Annotated in this window: 19 protein-coding genes; 17 read left to right on the plus strand and 2 right to left on the minus strand. The window is 42.8% G+C overall.

What is annotated here, in order from left to right; translation table 11 throughout:
- Positions 1-315: 315 nt before the first annotated feature.
- Positions 316-2727, minus strand: a complete 2412-nt coding sequence (locus ACNOGP_RS07630; RefSeq protein ID WP_418214460.1) for a glycosyl hydrolase family 95 catalytic domain-containing protein — start codon at positions 2725-2727, stop codon at positions 316-318.
- A gap of 187 nt (positions 2728-2914) precedes the next feature.
- Here ACNOGP_RS07630 and ACNOGP_RS07635 point away from each other — a divergent pair, with 187 nt between their 5' ends.
- From ACNOGP_RS07635 to ACNOGP_RS07650, 4 genes are all read left to right on the plus strand, one after another.
- Complete coding sequence (locus ACNOGP_RS07635; RefSeq protein ID WP_418214461.1) at positions 2915-6934, plus strand: two-component regulator propeller domain-containing protein; 4020 nt, start codon at positions 2915-2917, stop codon at positions 6932-6934.
- Between the two features lie 142 nt (positions 6935-7076).
- Positions 7077-9101: an alpha-galactosidase gene (locus tag ACNOGP_RS07640; RefSeq protein ID WP_418214462.1), complete on the plus strand. Its 2025-nt coding sequence runs from the start codon at positions 7077-7079 to the stop codon at positions 9099-9101.
- An 18-nt stretch (positions 9102-9119) separates the two neighbouring features.
- Positions 9120-10670: a glycoside hydrolase 43 family protein gene (locus tag ACNOGP_RS07645; RefSeq protein WP_418214463.1), complete on the plus strand. Its 1551-nt coding sequence runs from the start codon at positions 9120-9122 to the stop codon at positions 10668-10670.
- A 10-nt stretch (positions 10671-10680) separates the two neighbouring features.
- Positions 10681-12639, plus strand: a complete 1959-nt coding sequence (locus ACNOGP_RS07650) for a sialate O-acetylesterase (RefSeq protein ID WP_418214464.1) — start codon at positions 10681-10683, stop codon at positions 12637-12639.
- A 151-nt stretch (positions 12640-12790) separates the two neighbouring features.
- Here ACNOGP_RS07650 and ACNOGP_RS07655 read toward each other — a convergent pair whose 3' ends face one another.
- Positions 12791-13660 carry an NAD kinase gene (locus ACNOGP_RS07655; protein WP_418214465.1) on the minus strand — a complete coding sequence of 290 codons (870 nt, stop codon included), beginning with the start codon at positions 13658-13660 and terminating at the stop codon, positions 12791-12793.
- 148 nt (positions 13661-13808) lie between these two features.
- Between ACNOGP_RS07655 and ACNOGP_RS07660 the strand changes: the two genes are divergently transcribed.
- The 13 genes from ACNOGP_RS07660 to ACNOGP_RS07720 all read left to right on the plus strand — a co-directional run bounded on the left by ACNOGP_RS07660 (position 13809) and on the right by ACNOGP_RS07720 (position 24824).
- Entirely contained in the window at positions 13809-14522 is a 714-nt protein-coding gene (locus ACNOGP_RS07660) for a pyridoxine 5'-phosphate synthase (RefSeq protein ID WP_418214466.1), read from the plus strand.
- Positions 14522-15241, plus strand: coding sequence for a MotA/TolQ/ExbB proton channel family protein (locus ACNOGP_RS07665; protein ID WP_007749402.1), 720 nt, complete (start codon positions 14522-14524; stop codon positions 15239-15241). The genes ACNOGP_RS07660 and ACNOGP_RS07665 overlap by 1 nt, the downstream gene beginning before the upstream one ends.
- Positions 15242-15285: 44 nt before the next feature.
- Complete coding sequence (locus tag ACNOGP_RS07670; RefSeq protein WP_418214467.1) at positions 15286-15702, plus strand: ExbD/TolR family protein; 417 nt, start codon at positions 15286-15288, stop codon at positions 15700-15702.
- A 5-nt stretch (positions 15703-15707) separates the two neighbouring features.
- Entirely contained in the window at positions 15708-16586 is an 879-nt protein-coding gene (locus tag ACNOGP_RS07675) for a cell envelope integrity protein TolA (RefSeq protein WP_418214748.1), read from the plus strand.
- A 70-nt stretch (positions 16587-16656) separates the two neighbouring features.
- Positions 16657-17208, plus strand: coding sequence for a DJ-1 family glyoxalase III (locus tag ACNOGP_RS07680; protein ID WP_007749390.1), 552 nt, complete (start codon positions 16657-16659; stop codon positions 17206-17208).
- Positions 17209-17215: 7 nt separating this feature from the next.
- Positions 17216-17875 carry a 2-C-methyl-D-erythritol 4-phosphate cytidylyltransferase gene (locus ACNOGP_RS07685; RefSeq protein ID WP_418214468.1) on the plus strand — a complete coding sequence of 220 codons (660 nt, stop codon included), beginning with the start codon at positions 17216-17218 and terminating at the stop codon, positions 17873-17875.
- Complete coding sequence (gene recG, locus ACNOGP_RS07690; RefSeq protein ID WP_007764381.1) at positions 17876-19972, plus strand: ATP-dependent DNA helicase RecG; 2097 nt, start codon at positions 17876-17878, stop codon at positions 19970-19972.
- A gap of 223 nt (positions 19973-20195) precedes the next feature.
- A complete protein-coding gene (gene ndk / locus ACNOGP_RS07695) occupies positions 20196-20660 on the plus strand; it encodes a nucleoside-diphosphate kinase (protein ID WP_022275728.1) in 465 nt (154 codons plus the stop codon).
- A gap of 18 nt (positions 20661-20678) precedes the next feature.
- On the plus strand, positions 20679-21551 hold the full coding sequence (locus tag ACNOGP_RS07700; protein WP_186966669.1) for a peptidoglycan DD-metalloendopeptidase family protein: 873 nt from the start codon (positions 20679-20681) through the stop codon (positions 21549-21551).
- 121 nt (positions 21552-21672) lie between these two features.
- Complete coding sequence (locus ACNOGP_RS07705) at positions 21673-22215, plus strand: DUF1599 domain-containing protein (RefSeq protein ID WP_022275726.1); 543 nt, start codon at positions 21673-21675, stop codon at positions 22213-22215.
- Positions 22205-23500, plus strand: coding sequence for a BT_3928 family protein (locus ACNOGP_RS07710; protein WP_418214469.1), 1296 nt, complete (start codon positions 22205-22207; stop codon positions 23498-23500). The genes ACNOGP_RS07705 and ACNOGP_RS07710 overlap by 11 nt, the downstream gene beginning before the upstream one ends.
- 14 nt (positions 23501-23514) lie before the next feature.
- A complete protein-coding gene (gene tpiA, locus ACNOGP_RS07715) occupies positions 23515-24273 on the plus strand; it encodes a triose-phosphate isomerase (protein WP_418214470.1) in 759 nt (252 codons plus the stop codon).
- Between the two features lie 101 nt (positions 24274-24374).
- Positions 24375-24824 (plus strand): SPOR domain-containing protein, encoded by a 450-nt coding sequence (locus tag ACNOGP_RS07720; RefSeq protein WP_007749378.1) that lies wholly within the window; start codon positions 24375-24377, stop codon positions 24822-24824.
- The last annotated feature ends 3 nt before the right edge of the window (positions 24825-24827 follow it).

A 24827-nucleotide genomic window follows, 5' to 3' on the forward strand; every position in this document is an offset into this window, starting at 1 on the left:
AATCTGACTAAAATAAGAGGAAAACAGGAGAGGTTTTAACTTCCCCTAAAAAAGACATGTACATAATGCAAGGTTGGGAGAAAAAATAAAAATATGTAAATAATATTCCATAAAAAAGGAGGGAAGACTGGGGAGCTGACCGAAAAAAATAAGAGAAAAGCTCACGTAAAGTAAAGCTTTTCTCTTGATTTATGAGAAAGAGGAACATTTACTGAATATCCCTAATTATACCGGCTTTCCTTCCTGTAAAGTCTCATTTAATTAACTGACAAACAGGTAACTTGTCGGTATATAATCTGATAGTTGTTTGTTCGGTTATTTGATTTCTAATAAATCCCCGGCTTTCATAGATATAGTTACAATATGGTGAGTGTCAGGAACCGTTTCGATTGTTTTTCCATTGAGCAGGATTTTGTAAGGTTTGTTTTTGTTTTGAGGTATTTTTATGGAGAAAGAGTTTGCAACAGTAGCTTTAACCGAAGCATAACTGATGATAGAGTTGTTCCAATCAGCTGAAACTTCCGCGCCACCACGGACACATAATCCTTTGTAACTCCCTTTATTCCATTGTTCCGGTAAGCAAGGAAGGAATTCAATATATCCTTCATGGCTTTGAATAAGCATTTCACCGATACCGGCAGCTCCTGCTGCATTTCCGTCAAAAATGAATATGTCATAAGGCGCTCCTGCAATGCCTGCTGGAGATATGCTCAGCAGATTTTCGCGGGCAAAATCGCCAACTAAAATACCAATACTCTCATGCGCTTTAGAAGCATCTTTGAGCCGGGCATAAAAACAAATCATATTGGCCCTGCTCCATTCTACATCTTCCCAGCCTGGTGCGCTAAGCCTATCTTCTATTGTTTTTCTTGCTCCTGCTGCTAATTCCGGAGTTTTTGTCAATGAGATCTGATTGTAGGGGTATAATGCCAGCAAATGAGAAGTGTGTCGGTGATTGGGACTAGCTTCTTCATAGTCTTCGTACCATTCACGAATCGCTCCGTTAACACGTAAACGAATTGGAGGAAACTTGCTCAGTGCATTCTTTAGACTGTCGCTGAAGGCTTTATCAGTATTAAGTATTTGGGCAGCTTGTATGCACGAACGGAATATTTCATAAGCTAAAACGCGATCGCAGGTGGGCATCATTGAGGCACATAAAGTAGTGCCTTGGTAACGGAAATTATTTTCAGGAGAAATACTGGGACCTGTGACCAAATGACCGCTGTTGGGGTCCTCCGTCATATAGTCTAATAAAAATTCCGCATTTCCCTTTAATAAAGGATAGGCTGTCTTGGCTAGGAATTTTTTGTCCAATGTATACTCGTATTGACTCCATAAATGTGAGGCAAGCCATGAACTGGCTGTGGGAAAAAGTCCCCAGCCTATGTTGCTTGAAGGTGCTGTACATCCCCATATATTAGCTGTTGTATGTGCTGTCCAACCTTTGCAACCATATACTATTTGTGCGGTTTTAGTGCCGTGTATGGATAAATCTTTAATATAGTTGAAAAGGGGAATGTTGCATTCCGATAAGTTTCCGATGTTGGATATCCAATAGTTCTGTTGGGTGTTTATATCCAGATGATAATCATTGGTCCAACTCATGTTGCATGCCAGATTGTCGTTGAAGAAACCTTGTAATGCTACGGGTAGCGGAGAGTTTTCTCGTGAGGAAACGAGTAATAAATAACGTCCGTATTGAAAGAAAATTGCATCAAGTCCGGGATCAGTAGCGCCCGATTTGATACGTTCCCACCTTTTGTCAGTAGGGAGTTTATCATACTGGTTGTTGCCGAGGGTGAGGGAGACGCGGTCAAACAGAGGAGAAAAATCTTCAATGTGCTTACACTTGAGTTCTTTATATGCTTGAATCTCTACATTTTTAATTGTTTGCTCGCATAATTGCTTATATTGATTATTCTTGTAGTTGGTGCGTACATCAATAATAATAGTCAGTTCATCAGCATTTTGTACGGATAGTAACCCCAGCTTCGTTTGAAAAGCTCCTTTGGGAGCAATAACGGATATTTTGCCTATAAAGGAAACCCCGCCGGGACCTTGTTTGGGAAAAGATACATCTCCTTCAAAAGTTATCTGCTGATCTTTTATTTGCACAGAAGCCTCCCGCAGCAGATCAAGGGACAAGTCGGCTGTGATACTTCCTTTTTTATTGGCAGACATATGGAGGATTATCGCGTCGTCCGGATTGCTCGCAAAACATTCACGAGTGTATTGTATGGCTCCAATTTTATAAGAAACTGTACTCAATGCCTGATTCATATTCAATGAACGTTTATAATTGGTTATTTTTCCTTCAGGATATGTGAAACTTAGTTTCAAGTCTCCGATAGGTAAATGGGTACCGAACGAATGTAGTAGCCCTCTCAGTTTCTCGCCGGCAATCTGATTTCCTTCAACTAGTTTTCCGTCAAAGAATAATTGCCGTAACTCCTTCATCTTTTCTTTTCCGAAAGGTTGTTCCTGGTACGGATCGTGAGCTCCGGACCACATGCTGGATTCGTTTATGGCGATAATCTCTCCCAATACTCCGCCATAAACCATAGCACCTAAGCGTCCGTTTCCGACAGGAGTCGATTTCATCCATTCATCCGCAGGCTGGTCATACCATAATTCTATGGGCGGATTAGGTTCTTTGGCTGACAGGATTTCTGGAAAGATAAATACTGCTATTATACAACAATAACGGATTAATGTAAATTTCATGTACTCGATAGTTTTCATTGATAGATAAATTTATGATTGAACACACAAATGTAGTCTGTTTCGGAAAGCGGTAGAATTACAGGTGCGTCAATAACTAACAAAAATGACGCAAATGTAAATTTTCACCATTTAAAATGCCTATATTTCGTGCGTTTGCGTATTTTTGTACCACAATAATATGAATGATATGAAAAAGACACTGTTGACTTTATTATTGGTTTTATTACATTTATCTGCTATATCCAATAATTATTCTAGCTACTCTTTCTTGCATATAACAGGTGATAATGGACTGTCACAAAGCCATGTGAAGGCTATCTTGAAGGATAGCTATGGATTTATGTGGTTTGGTACCAAGAATGGATTGAATCGTTATGATGGTACTTCTATTTTACAACTTGATTGTGATGATTACGTAGCGAAGAAAGGGAATCATAATATTTCAGCTCTTTTTGAGGATAAAGATAAGAAGTTATGGGTAGGTACTGATAGAGGAGTGTATTTATATGATATGATGCTGGATACATTTACTGTTTTGGATGATAAGGCAGAATCTGGTACCAGTTTGGATAATTGGGTGTCTAATATCGTTGCCGATTCTGTGGGGAATATCTGGGTGGTGATACCGGATCAGGGAGTGTTCAGGTACGCTAATAAAAAACTATACTTTTATGAAATTATAGACCGAAATAACTTTAAAAAGGAAACTCCGGATTGCATTCATGTTACCTCGAAGGGAGAAGTTTGGGTGGGAACCTGGGGCGCGGGCCTGTTCCGTTATGACACTGCGAAAGATAAATTTGAGCAGTATAAAGTAGATAAAGACAATAATTCTTTGACTGCACTTTCTATCAACTCTATATGTGAGAGTGACGGTTGGTTGATAATGGCTATCCAGAATGGGCGTATTATGAAGTATCATCCCTGTCAAAACATTCTTCGTAGTCTGGATATTGCAGACGTCAGTCATACATTTGTCAGGAATGTTCTAATGCATGGAGATGAAATCTGGGCAGGAACTCATGAAGGAGTGTATATTATTAATGAAAAGAAAGGGATTGTGGTACATTTAAAGTCCAATCTTATTGAGCCTTTCAGTTTGTCTGACAATATAATATATACAATGTATGAGGATGATGAAGGTGGTATGTGGATAGGCACTATGTTCGGAGGGGTTAATTACTTGCCTAATCGTGGGTTGATTTTTGAAAAATATGTTCCTTTGAATACCGGGCATTCGTTGAGTTCCAAAAGGATACGCGAATTGGTTGAGGACAGGAAAGGGAATGTATGGATTGGAACAGAAGACGGAGGCGTTAATATTTTATCTGCATCGGGACAAATCACACGGATGAAATCAAATGGTAAGGAACAACAGAACCGGACTATTTTGAATATGTCCATATATGGGGAGAACATCTATTGCGGGCTGTTCAAGGATGGAGTTGATGTGATAAAACCAACAGGGGAAGTTATTCATTATTCAGACAGATCTTTGAATATTGAGGAGGGAAGTGTTTGGGCATTTTGTATTGATAAGAAAGGATGCAAATGGATAGGAACCGGTTCCGGTTTGTTTATGGCGGATAAGGATTCTTTTTCATTTTCGAAAGTGAATGAAGTAGGATATGACTGGATTTTCGACATCTTTGAAGATCGTGAAGGTAATTTGTGGTTTGCTTCTATGGGCAGTGGAGTCTGGAAACATAACCCGCAGGCGAATTCTTTCGAAAAGTATATCAATAAGGAAGGTGAGCCTAACAGCTTAAGTTCGAACTCGGTCAGTTCGATCATGCAGGACAGTAAGGGTGGGATATGGTTTTCGACTGATAGAGGTGGCATTTGCCGGTATAATGCAGAGACGAATGATTTTACTTCTTTTTCTATAAAAGAAGGGTTACCGGATGATGTGGCCTATGAGATATTGGAAGATGATGCTCATAACCTTTGGTTCGGGACTAATAAAGGGCTGGTGAAATTCAATCCGGAGACGAAAGATATTCGTGTCTTTACTACCAAAGACGGATTGCTGGGGAACCAGTTTAATTACAAATCGGCTTTAAAGGTAAGCGACGGCAGGTTTTTCTTTGGAGGAATCAATGGGCTTATTGCTTTTGACCCGAATATCCCCCAACAACAGTTGGCTCCTCCTTCTCCTATTTATATCTCAAAGTTCAGCATCTACAATAAAGAAATAACGGTACATACTCCCAATTCTCCTTTGAAGAAGAATATTGTAGGTACGGAAGAGATAGTCCTGCCTTACAATCAGTCGAATATCAGTTTTGATATTGCTTTGTTGAGCTACTCTACCACAAAATCTAATCAGTACTATTACCGTTTGGATCCGTTGGACAAGGATTGGATAAAGGCGATTAGTAATCAGAATATCTCGTATGCCAAACTGTCACCGGGTAAGTATGTTTTTAGGATACAGGCCGATAATAGTAACAGTCGGTTGGCCAAGCGTTCTTTGTCTATTGTTATTTTGCCTCCTTGGTGGCTGTCCGTATGGGCGTATGGTTGCTATATCTTTATTTTCGTATCTTTTATTTGGGCTTGTTTCTCTTGGTATAAGCGACGTAAGGAACGGCAAATGACGGAGAACCAGAAACTTTTTGAAATACAGAAGGAGAAAGAACTTTACGAGTCGAAAGTGGAGTTCTTCACCGAAATTGCTCATGAGATACGTACGCCGTTGACACTCATTAACGGCCCTTTGGAGGTGATCCGGGAGATGCATTTTGAAGATTCAAAGCTGAACAAGAACTTGAATGTCATTGCGCAGAATACAAAACGTCTCTTGGATTTGGTCGCTCAATTGCTCGACTTCCAGAAGATAGGAGCAAATAAACTGAAACTCAAATTTGAAACGGTAGATATAACGTCGTTATTGAATGAAATCTGTGAACGTTTTGAGCCTACCATACAATACGAAAAGAAGGAATTGGCTCTCCAAATTCCAGAGGAAGTGATTACAGCTGTCGTCGATAAGGAGTCTGTCACAAAGATAGTCAGCAATCTGCTGAATAATGCATTGAAATATGCGAAGAAAGAAATACAGGTGAAGTTGGAGAAGAAAGAGAAAACTCTGACTATTCGCGTGGTGAGTGACGGAGAGAAAATTCCGGAAGATATGCGCGAACAGATATTTACTCCTTTCTATCGAATGGAATCTAATATGCAAAAGGCGAAAGGTATAGGAATCGGGCTATCTTTGGCTAAATCATTGGCTGCCTTGAATAAAGGAAAACTGTATCTGGAAATGGCGGACGAAGCATATAATACATTCGTGCTGACACTTCCGCTTAGTTTGACCGGTCAGGTGGAACAACAGCAACAAGTGGCGGATTCGTTGCCGGGTTTATTGCCGGATGACGGTTTGGTGGAGAATGAGGAAATAGATAAATATACGATTCTGCTGGTTGAAGACAATGATGATATGTTGAACTTCATACTGGAACGATTGAAGGAGAATTTTATAGTGGAAGTGGCTCATCATGGTCAGGAAGCATTAGATATATTGAGAGAAAAGCGAATCGATTTAGTGATAAGCGATGTGATGATGCCGGTTATGGACGGCTGGGAATTGTGTCGGACATTGAAGTCGGATATGGAATTATGCCATATACCTATTATTTTCCTGACAGCCAAGAATGACTTGGATAGTAAGATAAAAGGCTTGAAAATGGGGGCGGAGGCTTATGTGGAAAAACCTTTCTCGTTTAATTATCTGAAAGTTCAGATTTTATCATTGCTGAATAATCGGAGAAAGGAACGTGAAGCATTCTCCAAACATCCTTTCTTCCCTGTACATAATATGCAGGTGAACAAGGCTGATGAAGAATTTATGGATAAAGTTATTGAAATCATAAACGAGAATCTGACGGATGAGAATTTTAATGTGGAACGTATGGCGGATATCTTGTGTATGAGCCGTTCCGGACTATTGCGTAAGATAAAAATGTTATTCAATCTTTCTCCTGTGGACTTTATTCGGTTGATACGTTTGCGAAAAGCGGCGGAACTCATTCAAACAGGGCAATATCGTGTTGGAGAGATCTGTTATATGGTCGGCATTAATTCGCCGTCTTATTTTAGCAAGCTATTTTTGAAGCAGTTTGGTATGTCACCTAAGGATTTTGAGAAACAAAGTTTGGGCGGGAAGGAAAAGATTGATATTGACAGTTATTTAAAAATGAAATAAATGAAGACAAAGATGTAAAATTTGCGGATTTGTAGTGGGGTATCCGTCGGTTTGCGTCAAAAATTATATTTTATGTCCTATTTATAGGAGGACTCTTCTTTTGCATCGTTTAAATTTGCAGTGTTTTTTTTATGCTGATATTATGAAGAAAGAATGTAGAAGAATGTTTCTCTGTATGTTTCTGTTATTGGTGGCCGTCCAGTTTTCGGGATGTAGCCGGTCTACTTCAGAATGTTTAAAGGTAAAAGACTGGGAGATTATTTATAATAGTCGCTCCGGAGGAGTTGATATTTATAAGAATTCATTGCCTCTTTGCGGTTCTGTTTATTCTTCCTTTAAATATAAGGAGAGTCTGATAAAGTCTTGTGATTATCCTAATCACCGGATATTTTCCCGGAAGTATGAAGATGAGTTTGGAAAAGGATACTTATATCAGGTTGTCTATACGGATTCTGTTCTTCCTATGCTTGTTCATACCTTTTATATTTATCCGGATTACGACTACATATTGACTGACTTTACAGTAGAGGGCGATCAGGAATTATCTTCCAACTATATGGCTCCGCTTATTATTGACTCACTGGCGAATAGCTCTCTTAAGTGGAATGAAGATAGCCGTGTCTTAAAAGTCCCGTTTGATAATGATAAATGGGGACGTTATCATTCGGTGCCTTTGCCTTTTGAACAACTTACGAGTTATGAAGTGACAGCCCTTTTTAATAATGAAGAACGGAATGGAATAATTGTCGGCTCGGTAGAGCACGATACATGGAAAACTGTAGTTTCAATAGGTAAAAGTTCTCTATATAACAGAGGGAGTTTATGTTGCTATGGGGGCGTGGCGGATGAATATACACGAGATTCTAAACCTCATGGGAGCCTTGTGGGACGGTGTTTGAAGTCACCCAAAGTCTTTATTGGCTACTTTTCGGATTGGAGGAACGGGTTGGAAGCATACGCGAAGGCGAATGCTACCATCACTCCTCCCCGGAAATGGGAGGGAGCTGTTCCTTTCGGTTGGAATAGTTGGGGAGTTTTGAAGTTTGATTTGACATATCAGAAAGCGATAGAGGTTTCGGAATATATAAAAGATCATTTGCAAAACCGGTCTTTTGTTAATCCGGCAGGTGCAGTGTATATAGGACTGGATTCTGGCTGGAATAGCTTCACGGAACAACAGTTGGCTTCTTTTGTGAAGAAATGTAGGGATAACGGACAGAAAGCGGGAGTCTATTGGACGCCTTTTACGGATTGGGGGCGCAATCCGGAGAGGGTATTCGAGGATTGTCCTGAATATAAATATAAGGATGTGTATCTTTATGCAAATGGGGTACCACAGGAACTGGACGGAGCTTATGCATTGGATCCTACTCATCCTGCGGTAGAGACTGCCATGAAAAACAAATCGGATTTGTTCCGCCGGGCAGGATTTGAGTATGTCAAGATGGATTTTATGACTCACGGATCGATGGAAGCCGATCAATGGTACTGTGATACTATCCGGACAGGAATACAGGGATATAATTACGGAATGAAGTTACTGAACAAGTATTTTGAGGATATGTATATCAACTTATCTATATCCCCGGTTTTTCCTTCCCAATATGCGCAGTCGCGACGGATAGCCTGTGATGCTTGGAATAAGATAAAAGATACGGAATATACGATGAATGCCGTATCCTATGGCTGGTGGCAGGAGTTGATTTATCAATATAATGACGCCGATCATATTGTTCTGAAAGATGCGACCGAAGGAGAGAACCGCGCCCGGATAACTTCAGGGATTATTACGGGATTATATATCTTGGGAGATGATTTCAGTGTTGAAGGAGATGCATCGGCAAAAAGCAAATCTCTTTGTCTGTTGACTAAGGAAGAAATAAATCGTGTTGCAACGGGGGTAGCGTTTCGTCCCGTAGAAGGGAATGGAGAGGCTTCGGAAAACCAGTTTATGAGATTCAATGAAGACGGAAGCTGTGATTATGCAGTATTCAATTATTCTGATGAAGAAGTGGAAGGAACGGTGTCTTTGGATAGGCTTGGGTTGAAGGCAAATAAAAAATATACAGTGAAAGAGCTGTGGAGAAACCGTGAAGTAGAGGTTAAAACAAGTATGAATTATACAATTCCGGCTAGGGATGTCTTATTATTCAGATTCTATAAATAAACTAAACACTGTCTTACTATGATGCGATTTTCTATCTCTCTTTTAGTGGTGCTGATATCTGTTTCCCTTTCCGCGCAGAAGAAAACAATGAGCTGGGGAGATCAGGGGAACGGGACGTACGTTAATCCTATTTTGAATGCGGATTACTCTGATCCGGATGTGATTCGGGTAGGGGAGAAATATTATATGATCTGTTCCGATTTTCATTATTTGGGCATGCAGGTTCTGGAATCGGATGATATGGTAAACTGGAAAGTGATTTCTCAAATCTATTCTCGTTTTTTCCATGATGACTGGAATCATAACAAGAGATACGGAGCCGGTTCGTGGGCACCCTCTTTACGTTTTCATGATGATAAATATTGGATGTTTGTCTGTACTCCTCATGAGGGGCTGTTGATGAGCTATGCGACAGACCCTAAAGGTCCGTGGTCGCTGCTGCATGTGATTGAGGCTGCCGAAAGGTGGGAAGATCCATGTCCTTTGTGGGATGATAACGGAGAAGCTTATTTAGGGCGTAGCCAGTGGGGAGGGGGACCTATTATCGTTCACCGTATGAGTCCGGACGGCAGAAAATTATTGGATGAAGGAGTCACGGTTTATACCGGACCGGTTGCAGAAGGTACAAAGTTTTATAAGATGAACGGATATTATTATATCAGTATTCCAGAAGGTGGGGTGAGCACCGGTTGGCAGACAATCTTAAGGTCAAAGAACATTTATGGACCTTATGAGAAGAAAGTCGTATTAGAACAAGGCACTACTAATGTAAACGGTCCTCATCAGGGAGCCCTGGTAGATACCCCTTCCGGTGAATGGTGGTTCTATCATTTTCAGGCGACGGAACCTCTGGGACGTGTCGTACATCTTCAACCGGTTTGCTGGAAAGAAGATTGGCCTATGATCGGAGTTGATATAGATATGAACGGTATCGGTGAACCTGTGCGCACTTGGACAAAACCGAACATAAACAAGATGTCTGATCGGTTCTTACCTCAAACGGATGATGATTTCTCAACGGAAAAGCTGGGATATCAGTGGCAATTTAATCATAATCCGGATGATGAAAACTGGAGTTTGTCTGAACGTAAAGGCTGGATGATGATTCATTCGACCAAAGCGAAAAACTTACGTGAGGCACATAACATGATGACGCAGAAATGTATGGGATATATTAGTGAAGCTGTAACGGAACTAGACATCAAGCAAATAGCCGACGGGCAACGTGCAGGAATATTGGGAATCGGCAATGTATTCAATGGAGCGGGGATAACGCGCATCAAAGGAAAAAATTATGTATATTTGGAGCAGAATGGGGTAGCAAAGACTATTTGTGAATGGAAGGGTAACAGGATATTTCTGAAGGCTCGTTTCAATGTTCCGGAGAATCTTCATCAATTCTATTATAGTGCGAATGGAAAGGATTTTATGGCCTGTGGTGATTTATATTCGTTGCATAGTGGAGACTGGAAAGGTATTCGTACAGGCATTTACTCCTATAATGTGAATGATGAGCGGGGGAAAGTGTTTTTTAATAGTTTTATTTATCGCATGAATGACTTTAATTAATATGAGTAAGATGAAAAAGAGATTTATACTATTACTACTACTGTGTATTGCCCATATAGGTGGGTATGCGAAGATTACTTTACCTGGTTATTTTGCGGACAACATGGTGTTGCAGCAACAGACTAAAGTTCTTATTAGCGGACAATCTTCTGGAAAAGGTTTCGTTGAACTAAGAGTGGGGTGGGATAAAAAAGTGCATAAGGCAGATATTGGCATAGGCGGTGAATGGAGTATAGAAGTGGAGACTCCCAAGGCTGGTGGTCCCTATGATATAGTTCTATCCGATGGTGAGGAGTGTTTTTTGCATAATGTACTAATCGGTGAGGTTTGGCTTTGTTCCGGGCAGTCTAATATGGAAATGCCACTTGCAGGCTGGGGTAAGGTTATGAATTATGAGAAGGAAATAGCAGAAGCCGATTATCCGTATATCCGGTTGTTTCAAGTTAAAAAAGAGACCTCATTGACTCCTAGAAAGAATTTGGTTTCTACTATGGGAGGTTGGAAGGAATGCTCTCCCACAATGATTCCGAACTTCTCGGCAGTCGGTTATTTCTTTGCACGTAACCTATGGAGAGAGTTGGGCGTGCCGATTGGAGTGATTGATTGCACGTGGGGTGGAACCCCTGTGGAAGGATGGGCAAGTTATGATGCGATGAAAAAGATCTTAGGATTTAGTAAAGAGGTGGAAAATGCTCAAGCGCTAAAATTTAATGCAGATCTGTTGAGGAAGAAATATGACGAGGATAGAAAAGAATGGCAACAAAATTTGAATGACGCCGACAGAGGATATTCGGGTGACCGGAGTCTTTGGACACTATCTGGCTATCCGGACGAGAATTGGGATACCATGGCTCTGCCCGGATATTGGGAAAACAAAGGAATGGGTAATTTTGACGGCATTGTATGGTTTCGCAAGACCATTGACATACCGACAGACTGGAGTGGAAAACAGTTAAAATTGAGACTGGGCATGATTGATGACGAAGATGTCACCTATTTTAATGGGGTTGAGATAGCTCGTGGGTATGGATACAACTCACCACGTGAATATACTGTCCCCGCTGAATGGGTGAAAGCGGGGCAGGCGGTCATTACAGTCCGTGTTTCAGACTTTGGGGGAGAAGGTGGAATTCATGGGAAACCGGAGGATTTGTGGATCTCTTGCAGTGAAGAGGATAAGATTCCGTTGGCTGGAGAATGGAGATATAAGATCGGGGTTTCTATGAAAGAGGTTCCGCGTGTTCCGCTGTCACCAGTTGATAATGCCAGTTATCCGGCTGCAATTTACAATGCAATGGTGAATCCGTTGATACATTTTCCTGTGAAGGGAGTTATTTGGTATCAGGGAGAAGCCAATGTGGGACGTGCTGCTGAATATACAGACTTGTTTCAGTCGTTGATTCAAGACTGGCGCGATAAATGGCAAAACTCGGAGATGCCTTTTTACTTCGTCCAGCTAGCTAGTTATTTGGAACGTAAGGAGATACAGCCGGATTCAGAATGGGCTGCTTTGCGAGAAGCACAAAGTAAAGCATTACATTTATGTAATACAGGAATGGCAGTAGCCATTGATATTGGTGACGCTAACGACATTCATCCCAAAAACAAACAGGAAGTGGGACGCCGTCTGTCCTTGCTTGCTTTACAGAAGACGTATGGCAAAGGGAAAGTAACGGATATCATGTCTTATAAGGATTATGTTGTCGAGAAAGGCATAGTCCGTTTGATGTTCAAAGGCAATACCAAAGGATTCCAACCCTCGGATCTTCTGACTGGATTTACAATTGCAGGTGCAGATCATGTGTTCTATCCGGCAAAGGTGGAGATAAAAGGGGATGAATTGTTGGTTTGGTCGCCGGACGTCTCCAATCCGGTAGCTGTGCGTTATGGTTGGGCTGATAATCCAGATTGCAATTTATATGATAAAACAGGATTGCCGGTTGCTCCTTTTAGGACAGATTGTTGGTAATTACTTTTGTTTTATAGATCTTCATAAAAAATATTTGAAGCAGTAAAGAATATCCTTAATTAGCAATTAGGGATATTCTTTAATTTGTTATTTGGGCGAATATAAGTGTGATTAAAATGGATTATTAGGGGGAGAGAAGAATTATAAGTGCTTATCGTCTGCCATCCGCTCCCCACATCATCTTGGTACGGAGTGTATCGAAAAAAACATGATTGAACCTTTTTACCACTTTTACGCTGTAGTCAGCCCGACGGATAGTAAGTTGCGTAGTCTCTTTGCAGGTTTCGCTCCGACCGTCGATGGCGACGAGGAAGTTGTGGCTACGGCTTTCTACATCTAGTGTGATTTCCCAATCGTCGCGGATAACGATGGGACGGACATTGAGGCTATGTGGAGCTACGGGAGTGATGGCGATAGTGTTGGAGTGGGGCACAATGATAGGCCCGCCCACGCTCAATGAGTATGCGGTCGATCCGGTCGGAGTGGCAATCACCAGTCCGTCAGCCTGATATGTATTTAGAAAAGCGCCGTTAATAGCCGTGCGGATACTGATCATGGAGGAACTGTCCCGCTTTAATACTGCTATCTCGTTCAAGGCATACGGGCATTCCTGTAAATGTGTGTCGTCACAAATCAATTGCAGCACGCTTCTTTCCTCCACACTGTATCGTCCGGCATGAATTTCATTGAATGTCTCTTCCATTTCTTCGGGAGAGATGTCGGCAAGGAATCCTAAACGTCCCGTATTAATGCCAAGAATCGGAATCCCTTTCCTGCCTACACGGCGGGCGGCTTTCAGAAAAGTTCCGTCACCTCCGATACTGATTACCATATCGGCTGTAAAATCATCGCCATCCAGTAATTGATCGGCTTCGATTTCCATTTGTTCTGAAATCAAGAACTGGTAGAACTCTCTGCATACACATATTTCAGCTCCCTGCCTCTTCAATAATTGAAACAGGTTGGCGGCATGAAAAGACTTTTTGGGCTGATAAGTATTTCCGAAGATGGCAAATTTCATAAGCTGTATCATTGGTTTCGGTTGCAAATTTGGCATTTTTTCTTGGATTTCTACTTTAAATAACCAAAAAAGAACGGAGAATGCGTTTCGTATTATTAGGCAACTAATAATAATATTTGTATTTTTGCGGCAAATATTACGTAGAACTATGACTAAATTAAGTGTGAACATAAACAAGATAGCTACGCTGAGAAACGCACGGGGAGGAAATGTTCCCGATGTGGTGAAGGTAGCCCTTGATTGTGAGTCTTTTGGAGCAGACGGCATAACGGTTCATCCCCGTCCCGATGAACGCCACATTCGCCATTCGGATGTATACGCCTTGCGCCCTTTGTTGCGGACTGAATTTAATATCGAAGGTTATCCGTCACCTGAGTTTATAGACCTGGTGCTGAAGGTAAAGCCGCATCAAGTAACTTTGGTTCCCGATGACCCTTCACAATTGACTTCCAATTCAGGCTGGGATACAAAAGCAAATCTGGGATTTCTGACGGAAGTTCTCGACCAATTCAACAGTGCGGGTATTCGTACATCCGTTTTTGTTGCCGCCGATTCGGAAATGGTGGAATATGCGGCAAAGGCTGGTGCCGATCGTGTGGAGCTTTATACGGAACCGTATGCTACGAATTATCCGAAGAACCCGGAAGCGGCTATCGCCCCTTTTATCGAAGCTGCGAAAACCGCTCGTAAATTGGGCATCGGTCTCAATGCCGGTCATGATTTGAGTCTTGTTAATTTAAACTATTTCTATAAAAACATTCCTTGGGTGGATGAGGTTTCTATCGGGCACGCTTTGATTAGTGACGCGCTGTATTTAGGATTGGAACGTACCATTCAGGAATATAAAAACTGTTTACGCTGATGAATGCAATGATATTGTTAGCTCAAGGGGCTATGAATATGGCCGACTCGCTGGCTACCGCCAACCCCGTACTGACGGAAGTTGGCACTCCTGAAATGAATATGCTTGATATGGCTATCAAGGGGGGATGGATTATGGTTGTGCTGGGCGTACTGTCTGTGGTCTGTTTCTATATCTTGTTTGAACGTAACTATATGATCCGTAAGGCCGGGAAAGAGGATCCTATGTTTATGGAGCGGATTAAAGATTATATTCATAGCGGAGAAATCAAAGCGGCTATTAACTATTGCCGTACGATGAATACTCCTTCGGCGCGTATGATTGAAAAAGGTATCAGTCGTTTGGGACGTCCGATAAATGATGTACAGGTAGCTATCGAGAATGTAGGTAACATTGAGGTTGCGAAGCTGGAAAAAGGGCTTACCGTGATGGCGACTATCTCCGGCGGCGCTCCAATGCTGGGATTTCTCGGAACGGTGACCGGCATGGTGCGCGCATTCTACGAGATGGCGAATGCGGGTAGCGGGAATATAGATATTACGTTGCTTTCCGGTGGTATCTATGAAGCGATGATTACTACAGTCGGAGGTCTGATTGTCGGTATCATTGCCATGTTTGCTTATAACTATCTGGTGATGTTGGTAGACCGTGTCGTAAACAAAATGGAATCCCGCACAATGGAATTCATGGATTTGTTGAACGAGCCTGCCCAAAAGTAACTTTATAGCTGACAGCTAATCACTAACCATTAATCACTAATAAAGTGGGATTAAAAAGAAGAAATAGAGTATCGCCCAATTTCAGTATGGCTTCCATGACGGATGTCATATTTCTGTTGCTGATATTCTTTATGATAACCTCTACTGTGGTGTCGCCCAATGCTATTAAAGTGCTGTTACCGCAAGGCAAGCAGCAAACTTCGGCCAAACCGCTGACCAGAGTCATTATCGATAAGGACTTGAATTTCTATGCGGCTTTCGGCAATGAGAAGGAGCAACCCGTAGCGTTGAATGATTTGACATCATTTTTGCAGAGCTGTGCGGAGAAGGAGCCTGAAATGTATGTGGCATTATATGCGGATGAATCAGTGCCTTACTGTGAAATAGTACGGGTGCTGAACATCGCGAACGAGAATCATTTTAAGATGGTGCTGGCTACACGCCCGCCCGAAAACAGATAAGAATGATGGACAGAAGAAAAAAGGGTGAATACATAGGAGCGCTGGGTGCATTGCTGGTGCACGTGGCAGTGATTGCTCTTTTGATTCTGGTGAGCTTCACTGTTCCGCAGCCGGATGAAGATGCGGGTGGAATACCCGTGATGATGGGCAATGTGGAATCGGCGCATGGCTTTGACGACCCTTCGCTGGTAGATGTGGACGTGCTGGATGAGGATGCGGCAGCTCCTGCGGAAACACAGCCGGAACTACCTTCAGAACAAGACCTGTTGACGCAGACTGAGGAGGAAACGGTCGCTGTGAAACCGAAAACAGAAGAAGTTAAAAAGGAGACGGTGAAACCTAAGGAGACGGTTAAGCCGAAAGAACCTGTGAAGAAACCGGAAAAGACCGAAGCTGAGAAAGCTGTGGAAGCCAAACGGCTTGCAGAGGAAAAGGCGGAACGTGAACGTAAGGCTGCCGAAGAAGCCGCAAGGAAGAAAGTTGCCGGTGCTTTTGGTAAGGGAGCGCAAATGACCGGCAATAAAGGGATGGCAACCGGTGGCACAGGTACGGAAGGCAGCAAAGAAGGCAATTCTTCTACCGGTGCGAAAATAGGAATAGGAGGCGAGGGAACATTTGACCTCGGCGGACGTTCTTTAGGTGCAGGCACCAGTCTGCCGAAACCTGTTTATAATGTACAGGAAGAGGGACGGGTTGTTGTGAATATCACGGTAAATCCTGCCGGACAGGTGATTGCAACCAGTATCAATCTTTCGCATACGAATACTCCGAACCGTTTCTTACGGAAAGCAGCCGAAGATGCGGCAAAGAAAGCCCGTTTTGAGGCGGTGGAAAGAATGACGAATCAGATTGGAACGATTACGTATAACTTTAAGTTGAGATAGAGAATAGTTAACAATCAGTGCGCAGCCAATTGGCACATTAGCATATTGGCACATTAATACATTATTATATATGGGAACTGTATACGCATTTTTTGCAGATGGCTTTGAAGAAATCGAAGCATTAACTGCTGTTGACACGTTGAGACGTGCCGGACTGAATGTAGAAATCGTATCCGTTACACCGGATGAAATCGTAGTCGGAGCACATGATGTGTCCCTTCTTTGCGACGTCAACTTTGAAAATTGCGATTTCTTTGACGCTGAGCTTTTGTTGTTGCCGGGAGGAATGCCGGGAGCAGCTACGCTTGATAAGCACGAAGGATTGCGCAAACTGATTCTTAGCTTTGCGGAAAAAGGCAAGCCTATCGCTGCCATTTGCGCGGCTCCGATGGTATTGGGCAAATTGGGATTGCTGAAAGGTAAGAAAGCTACTTGTTATCCCGGATTCGAACAGTATCTGGAAGGTGCGGAATGTGTCGGTGAACACGTTGTCCGTGACGGAAATATTATAACGGGTATGGGACCGGGCGCTGCTATGGAATTTGCTTTAGCTATCGTAGAGCTGTTGGCTGGTAAAGAGAAAGTAGACGAATTGGCGGAAGCGATGTGTGTTAAGCGCTAAGCCGTTTATGAAGAAATATGTCATTATTGTCGCCGGTGGGAAGGGGTTGCGAATGGGGAGTGAGCTTCCGAAACAATTTCTTCCTATCGGTGGTAGGCCTGTACTGATGCATACGTTGGAAGCATTCCGGAAGTATGAGGCTACGCTTCAGATTATATTAGTGCTTCCCAAAGAACAACAGGATTTCTGGAAACAGCTTTGTGAAGAATATCATTTTGACGTAGGACACCTCATTGCCGATGGGGGAGAGACACGCTTCCATTCGGTAAAGAATGGTTTGGCGTTGGTGCGGGAATCCGGATTGGTGGGAGTTCATGACGGGGTCCGTCCGTTTGTCTCGGTCGACGTAATCCGTAACTGTTACGATTTGGCGGAGACAAGGAAGGCTGTAATTCCTGTTATCGATGTAGTGGAAACCGTACGCCATTTGACCGGCAATAGTAGCGAGACAGTCAGTCGCAATGATTATAAACTGGTGCAGACACCGCAAGTATTCGATACTGAACTATTGAAGCGGGCATATACGCAGGAGTTTACTCCGTTCTTTACAGATGACGCTTCTGTGGTAGAAACAATGGGAGTGCCTGTATATCTTGCCGAAGGCAACCGTGAGAATATAAAAATAACGACCCCTTTCGATTTAAAAATAGGGAGTGCGCTTTTGTAAATGTTCGATTTAGTCACACGAGACATAAAGTTTATCTCCGGTGTAGGTCCTCAGAGGGCCGCTATATTAAATAAGGAGCTTGGAATCTACTCTTTGCACGATTTAATTTACTACTTTCCTTATAAATACGTTGACCGGAGCCGCATCTATTACATTCACGAAATAGATGGCAATATGCCGTATATCCAATTGAAGGGAGAGATTCTCGGCTTTGAGGCTATCGGTGAAGGACGGCAGCGTCGCCTGACTGCTCATTTTTCGGATGGGACGGGTGTAGTGGATCTGGTGTGGTTTCAAGGAATAAAGTACATCTTAGGTAAATATAAACTTCACGAAGAGTATATCATTTTCGGTAAACCGACCGTGTTCAACGGACGTATCAACGTAGCGCATCCCGATATAGACAAATCGGATGAACTGAAACTTTCGTCCGTAGGTTTGCAGCCTTATTACAATACGACGGAGAAAATGAAGCGCAGCTTCCTCAACTCCCATGCAATAGAGAAAATGATGGCTACTGTCATTCAGCAGATACAGGAGCCTTTGCCCGAGACTCTTTCGCCCAAACTGCTGGCGGAACATCATCTGATGCCCTTGACGGAAGCGCTTCGGAATATTCATTTCCCTGCCAACCCCGATTTGCTCCGCAGAGCGCAATACCGTCTCAAATTCGAGGAACTGTTTTATGTGCAATTGAATATTCTTCGGTATGCCAAAGACAGGCAGAGAAGATATCGGGGCTATGTTTTTGAGAAGGTAGGGGATGTATTTAACACATTCTATGCCAAGAATCTTCCTTTTCAGCTGACGGGTGCTCAGAAACGGGTATTGAAGGAAATACGTAACGACGTAGGCAGCGGGCGGCAGATGAACCGCCTTTTGCAAGGGGATGTCGGAAGCGGAAAAACATTGGTTGCTTTGATGAGTATGTTGCTGGCTTTGGATAATGGTTATCAGGCATGTATGATGGCCCCTACGGAGATACTCGCCAATCAGCATTATGAAACCATAAAAGAACTGCTTTTCGGCATGGATATCCGTGTTGAGTTGTTGACCGGATCCATTAAAGGAAAAAAGCGGGAGGCTATTCTTTCCGGACTGCTGACCGGAGATGTGCATATTCTGATAGGAACGCATGCCGTTATCGAAGATACTGTAAATTTCTCATCTTTGGGATTCGTGGTTATTGACGAACAACATCGTTTCGGGGTGGCGCAACGTGCCCGTCTGTGGAGTAAGAATAATCAACCTCCACATGTGCTTGTCATGACAGCGACCCCCATTCCGCGAACATTGGCCATGACTTTATACGGTGATCTGGATGTGTCCGTTATTGACGAGTTGCCTCCCGGACGAAAGCCGATAACCACTGTGCATCAGTTCGACAATCGTCGGGAGAGCATGTACCGTTCGGTGCAGAAGCAGATTGATGAGGGACGTCAGGTTTATATCGTTTATCCTTTGATAAAGGAAAGTGAGAAGATCGATTTGAAGAACCTTGAAGAGGGGTATCAACATATCCTCGAAGAATTCCCCAAATGCAAGGTTTGCAAGGTGCATGGTAAAATGAAACCGGCTGAAAAAGACGAGCAGATGCAGCTTTTCGTTTCGGGAGAGGCACAGATAATGGTGGCTACTACGGTGATAGAAGTCGGAGTAAACGTACCGAATGCTTCGGTAATGATTATTGAAAATGCCGAACGTTTCGGACTTTCTCAATTGCACCAGTTGAGGGGACGGGTAGGACGTGGAGCGGAACAGTCTTATTGTATTTTAGTCACTAATTATAAGTTGACGGAAGATACTCGTAAACGACTGGAAATAATGGTGCGTACCAACGATGGTTTTGAAATAGCGGAGGCCGATTTAAAACTTCGTGGTCCGGGCGATCTGGAAGGTACTCAGCAGAGTGGTGTCGCTTTTGACCTGAAGATTGCCGATATAGCCCGCGACGGACAACTTCTGCAATATGTCCGTACCATTGCCGAAGAAATAGTAGAGCATGACTTTGCAGCGCAGAATCCGGAGAACGAGATTTTGTGGCGACAACTGAAAGCATTGCGGAAAACGAATGTTAACTGGGCTGCCATTAGCTGAAAAACGGTTAAACATACAGTTTATTTACGTAAATGTGTTGCAAAACATATTTAGTCCTTATTCTCCCTATTTATAGGAGTTTAGGGGATGATTATTAACCCGCTTACCGGCTAACCATCTGAAAAATAGTTAATAACTTCCTTGTGGTTTCATCAGAAAATGCTACCTTTGGGGGAATTTTTTAGTAAATGTATCGTTTAACCAATTTATAAAGTCGAGTATTATGCTTGAAAAAACGCTGGTCATTTTAAAACCATGTACCCTTCAACGGGGATTGATAGGTGAGATTACCCATCGCTTTGAACGTAAAGGATTACGGTTGGCCGGTATGAAGATGATGCAACTGACAGATGAATTGTTAAGCGAACATTATGCCCACCTTAGCGGCAAGCCATTCTTTCAACGTGTGAAAGATTCCATGATGACAGCTCCTGTCATCGTTTGTTGTTTTGAGGGTGTGGATGCTATTCAAACAGTCCGTACATTGGCGGGACCAACTAACGGACGTCTGGCTGCTCCGGGAACCATTCGTGGAGATTACAGTATGAGCTTTCAAGAGAATATAGTTCATGCTTCCGATTCACCGGAAACCGCAGCTGTTGAATTAACGAGATTTTTTAAACCGGAAGAAATATTCGATTACAAGCAGGCTACTTTTGATTACCTGTATGCAAACGACGAATATTAAATGATTTGACAAGAACGAATGAATTTTAACTGCATTATTAAAACCGGATTGGTGGCTGTAGCGGCTATGGTTAGTTTGAGCTCTTTCTCTCAAGACCTGATTGCCCGCCAAGCACCGATAGACAAGAAATTGAAAACTGTTGACTCTTTGGCATTGCAGAAGCAAATCCGTGCCGAACAGTCCGAATATCCTGCCCTTAGTCTTTATCCTAACTGGAATAACCAGTATGTACATGCTTACGGAAACGCTATTATTCCCGAAACTTATACAATCGACCTGACCGGATTCCATATGCCGACTCCGAGTACGAAGATAACTTCGCCTTTCGGTCCCCGTTGGAGAAGAATGCACAACGGTCTTGACTTGAAGGTTAATATCGGCGATACTATCGTGGCTGCCTTTGATGGTAAGGTACGTATCGTGAAATATGAGCGTAGAGGTTATGGAAAGTATGTCGTTATTCGTCACGACAATGGTTTGGAGACTGTTTACGGACACTTGTCCAAGCAGTTGGTAGAAGAAAATCAATTGGTGAAAGCCGGTGAAGTGATAGGTCTGGGTGGTAATACGGGACGTTCTACCGGTTCGCATCTTCATTTTGAGACTCGTTTCTTAGGAATTGCAATCAATCCGATTTATATGTTCGACTTCCCGAAACAGGATATCGTAGCCGATACCTATACGTTCCGGAAGACGAAAGGTGTGAAACGCGCCGGTTCTCATGACACACAAGTGGCAGATGGCACTATCCGCTATCATAAAGTGAAAAGTGGGGATACCCTGTCCCGCATCGCTAAGTTGCGTGGCGTATCGGTCAGCACGCTTTGTAAGTTAAACCGTATTAAGCCGACAACGACTTTGCGCATCGGACAAGTTTTGCGTTGTTCATAAATATCTTGCTTATAAAACAGTAATACAATATCTTTAGAAGAGGGCACTTTAATATAATTTAGAGTGCCCTCTTTCTGTTTTTACTTAATTATTGTTACCTTTGCGCACTATTTGGAAGAAAATGAAAGATACCAAGCAACAATTTGAACATGTCATCGCTTTATGCCGTGACTTATTCTCCAAGAAGCTGCACGATTACGGTCCTGCGTGGCGTATCCTGCGTCCGGCTTCGGTGACCGATCAGATTTTTATCAAAGCCAACCGGATACGTAGTATTGAAACTAAAGGAGTGACTTTGGTAGACGAAGGAATCCGTTCTGAATTCATTGCGATTGTCAATTACGGTATTGTCGGACTGATTCAGCTGGAATTGGGGTATGCCGAATCTGCCGACATCAGCAATGAAGAAGCGATGGCGCTTTATGATAAGTATGCCCAAGCGGCACTGGAACTGATGCTTGCCAAGAACCATGATTATGATGAGGCTTGGCGGAGTATGCGCGTTAGTTCGTATACAGACTTGATTTTGATGAAAATTTACCGCACCAAGCAGATTGAAAGTCTGTCCGGTAACACATTGGTGTCCGAAGGAATCGACGCTAATTACATGGACATGATTAATTATTCGGTTTTTGGATTGATAAAGATAGAATTTGAAGGATAAGAACTTACATATCATTCAGGAAGTGGTGGCGAACACCGGTCGCTTTATTCTGGCGGCTTCGTTCATATTCTCCGGATTTGTAAAGGCAGTTGATCCACTGGGATTCCAGTATAAGATACAGGATTATCTGGCTGCATTCGGAATGGCCTCTTGGTTCCCTTCATTTTTCCCGCTATTGGGAGGTATCGTGTTATCTTCCGTCGAATTCTTTATTGGTATCTCTTTGTTTTTCGGAACGCGGAGGACGATCGCTTCTTCATTGGCGTTAATGCTGATGATTTTTATGACGCCACTGACACTGTACCTTGCCCTCTTTGATCCGGTTTCGGACTGTGGTTGTTTTGGTGATGCTTGGGTTTTGACGAATTGGGAGACATTTGGCAAAAATGTAGTGCTCCTGCTTGCGGCTGTCGGAACGTTCCGATATAGGAAGATGGTGTTCCGGTTCATTAGCGTGAAGATGGAATGGCTGGTTTCATTATATACACTGTTTTTTGTGTTTACTTTGTCATTTTATTGCTTGGACCGTTTGCCTGTCTTAGACTTCCGACCGTATAAGATTGGGAAGAATATATCGGAAGGGATGACGATTCCCGATGGAGCGAAACCGAGTGTATATGAAAGTATCTTTGTGCTGGAAAAGAATGGCGAAAAGAAAGAATTTACGCTGGATAACTATCCGGACAGTACTTGGACATTTGTCGATACACGTACTGTACTTAAGGAAAAAGGCTATGAACCGCCCATCCATGATTTTTCCATAATGGATTTGAATACAGGAGATGATATTACGGAAGATGTCCTGACCGATATGGGATATACATTCCTGTTGGTTGCCCACCGGATTGAGGAAGCGGATGACAGTAATATTGATTTGATTAATGAAATATATGATTATTCGGTGGAACATGGTTACAGATTTTATTGCCTGACTTCCTCACCCGAAGAACAAATCGAATTATGGAAAGACAAGACCGGTGCAGAGTATCCTTTCTGTCAGATGGATGATATAACTCTGAAGACGATGGTGCGTTCCAATCCGGGATTAATGCTGATTAAGAACGGGACTATTCTGAATAAGTGGAGTGACGAGGATATTCCGGACGAATACGTGTTGACCGATAAACTGGAGAATTTGCCATTGGGACAACAAAAGTTGGAAAGTGATTTTCACACAGTGGGATATGTTTTCCTGTGGTTTGTTATCCCGTTGTTGCTTGTGCTGGGCGTGGATGTGCTGGTTATTCGCCGTAGAGAACGAAAAAAAGTTTTATTAACCCTTTAAATAAAGAAAACAAAATGAGAAAGAACATTGTTGCAGGAAACTGGAAAATGAACAAAACCCTTCAAGAGGGTATCGCTTTGACTAAAGAATTGAACGAAGCATTGGCTAACGAAAAGCCTAACTGTGATGTGATCATCTGTACTCCGTTTATCCACTTGGCTTCTGTCACTCCGTTGGTAGACGCTGCTAAGATTGGTGTAGGTGCTGAAAACTGTGCAGACAAAGCTTCCGGTGCATATACAGGTGAAGTATCGGCTGAGATGGTTGCTTCTACAGGAGCCAAATATGTAATTTTAGGACACTCTGAACGTCGTGCTTACTACGGTGAAACAGTTGCTATCCTTGAAGAAAAAGTGAAATTGGCTTTGGCTAACGGTCTGACTCCGATTTTCTGTATCGGTGAGGTTCTGGAAGAACGCGAAGCTAACAAGCAGAATGAAGTGGTAGCTGCACAGATGGCTTCTGTATTCTCTCTGTCTGCTGAAGATTTCTCAAAGACTATCTTGGCTTACGAACCGGTTTGGGCTATCGGTACAGGTAAAACTGCTACTCCGGAACAAGCTCAGGAAATCCACGCTTTCATCCGTTCAATCGTTGCTGACAAGTATGGCAAGGAGATCGCTGACAATACCTCTATCCTTTATGGTGGTAGCTGCAAGCCTTCTAATGCAAAAGAACTGTTCGCTAATCCGGACGTTGATGGTGGTTTGATCGGTGGCGCTGCTTTGAAGGTTGCTGATTTCAAAGGTATCATTGATGCGTTCAATGCATAATTAACTTTCACCACGGATTACACAGACTCGCACAGATTAACTTCATTCAATGAAAATCTGTGTTAATCCGTGTAATCTGTGGTGAACTATTTCATTATCAAATGAGAAAACTTGTTTTATTTGTCCTATTGCTTCTCTTGGTGGGTGCCGGTGCACAGGCGCAGGGCATTATCAGGAGTTTGGAGCGTACGGTGCCGGGGCAGGGAAAGGTGACCATTCACCAGGATCCCCGTATTGAAGCTCTGATTGGCATGGAGCGTCCTGCAACAGGCGAACAGAAGGTGATAAAGACTTCCGGTTTCCGGATACAGGCGTATGCAGGCAATAATACACGACAGGCAAAAAACGATGCTGATCGTGTAGCTTCAAGAGTCAAAGAGTATTTTCCGGAGTTGTCGGTATATACTTCGTTTATTTCACCCCGTTGGCTTTGTCGTGTGGGTGATTTCCGGAGCATTGAAGAGGCGGATGCAATGATGCGTCGGTTGAAAGCTACCGGTATGTTTAAAGAGGTTTCTATTGTAAGAGACCAGATCAATATTCCTTTATAAATC

Source organism: Bacteroides difficilis (genome assembly GCF_048319815.1).
GTDB lineage: Bacteria > Bacteroidota > Bacteroidia > Bacteroidales > Bacteroidaceae > Bacteroides > Bacteroides zhangwenhongii.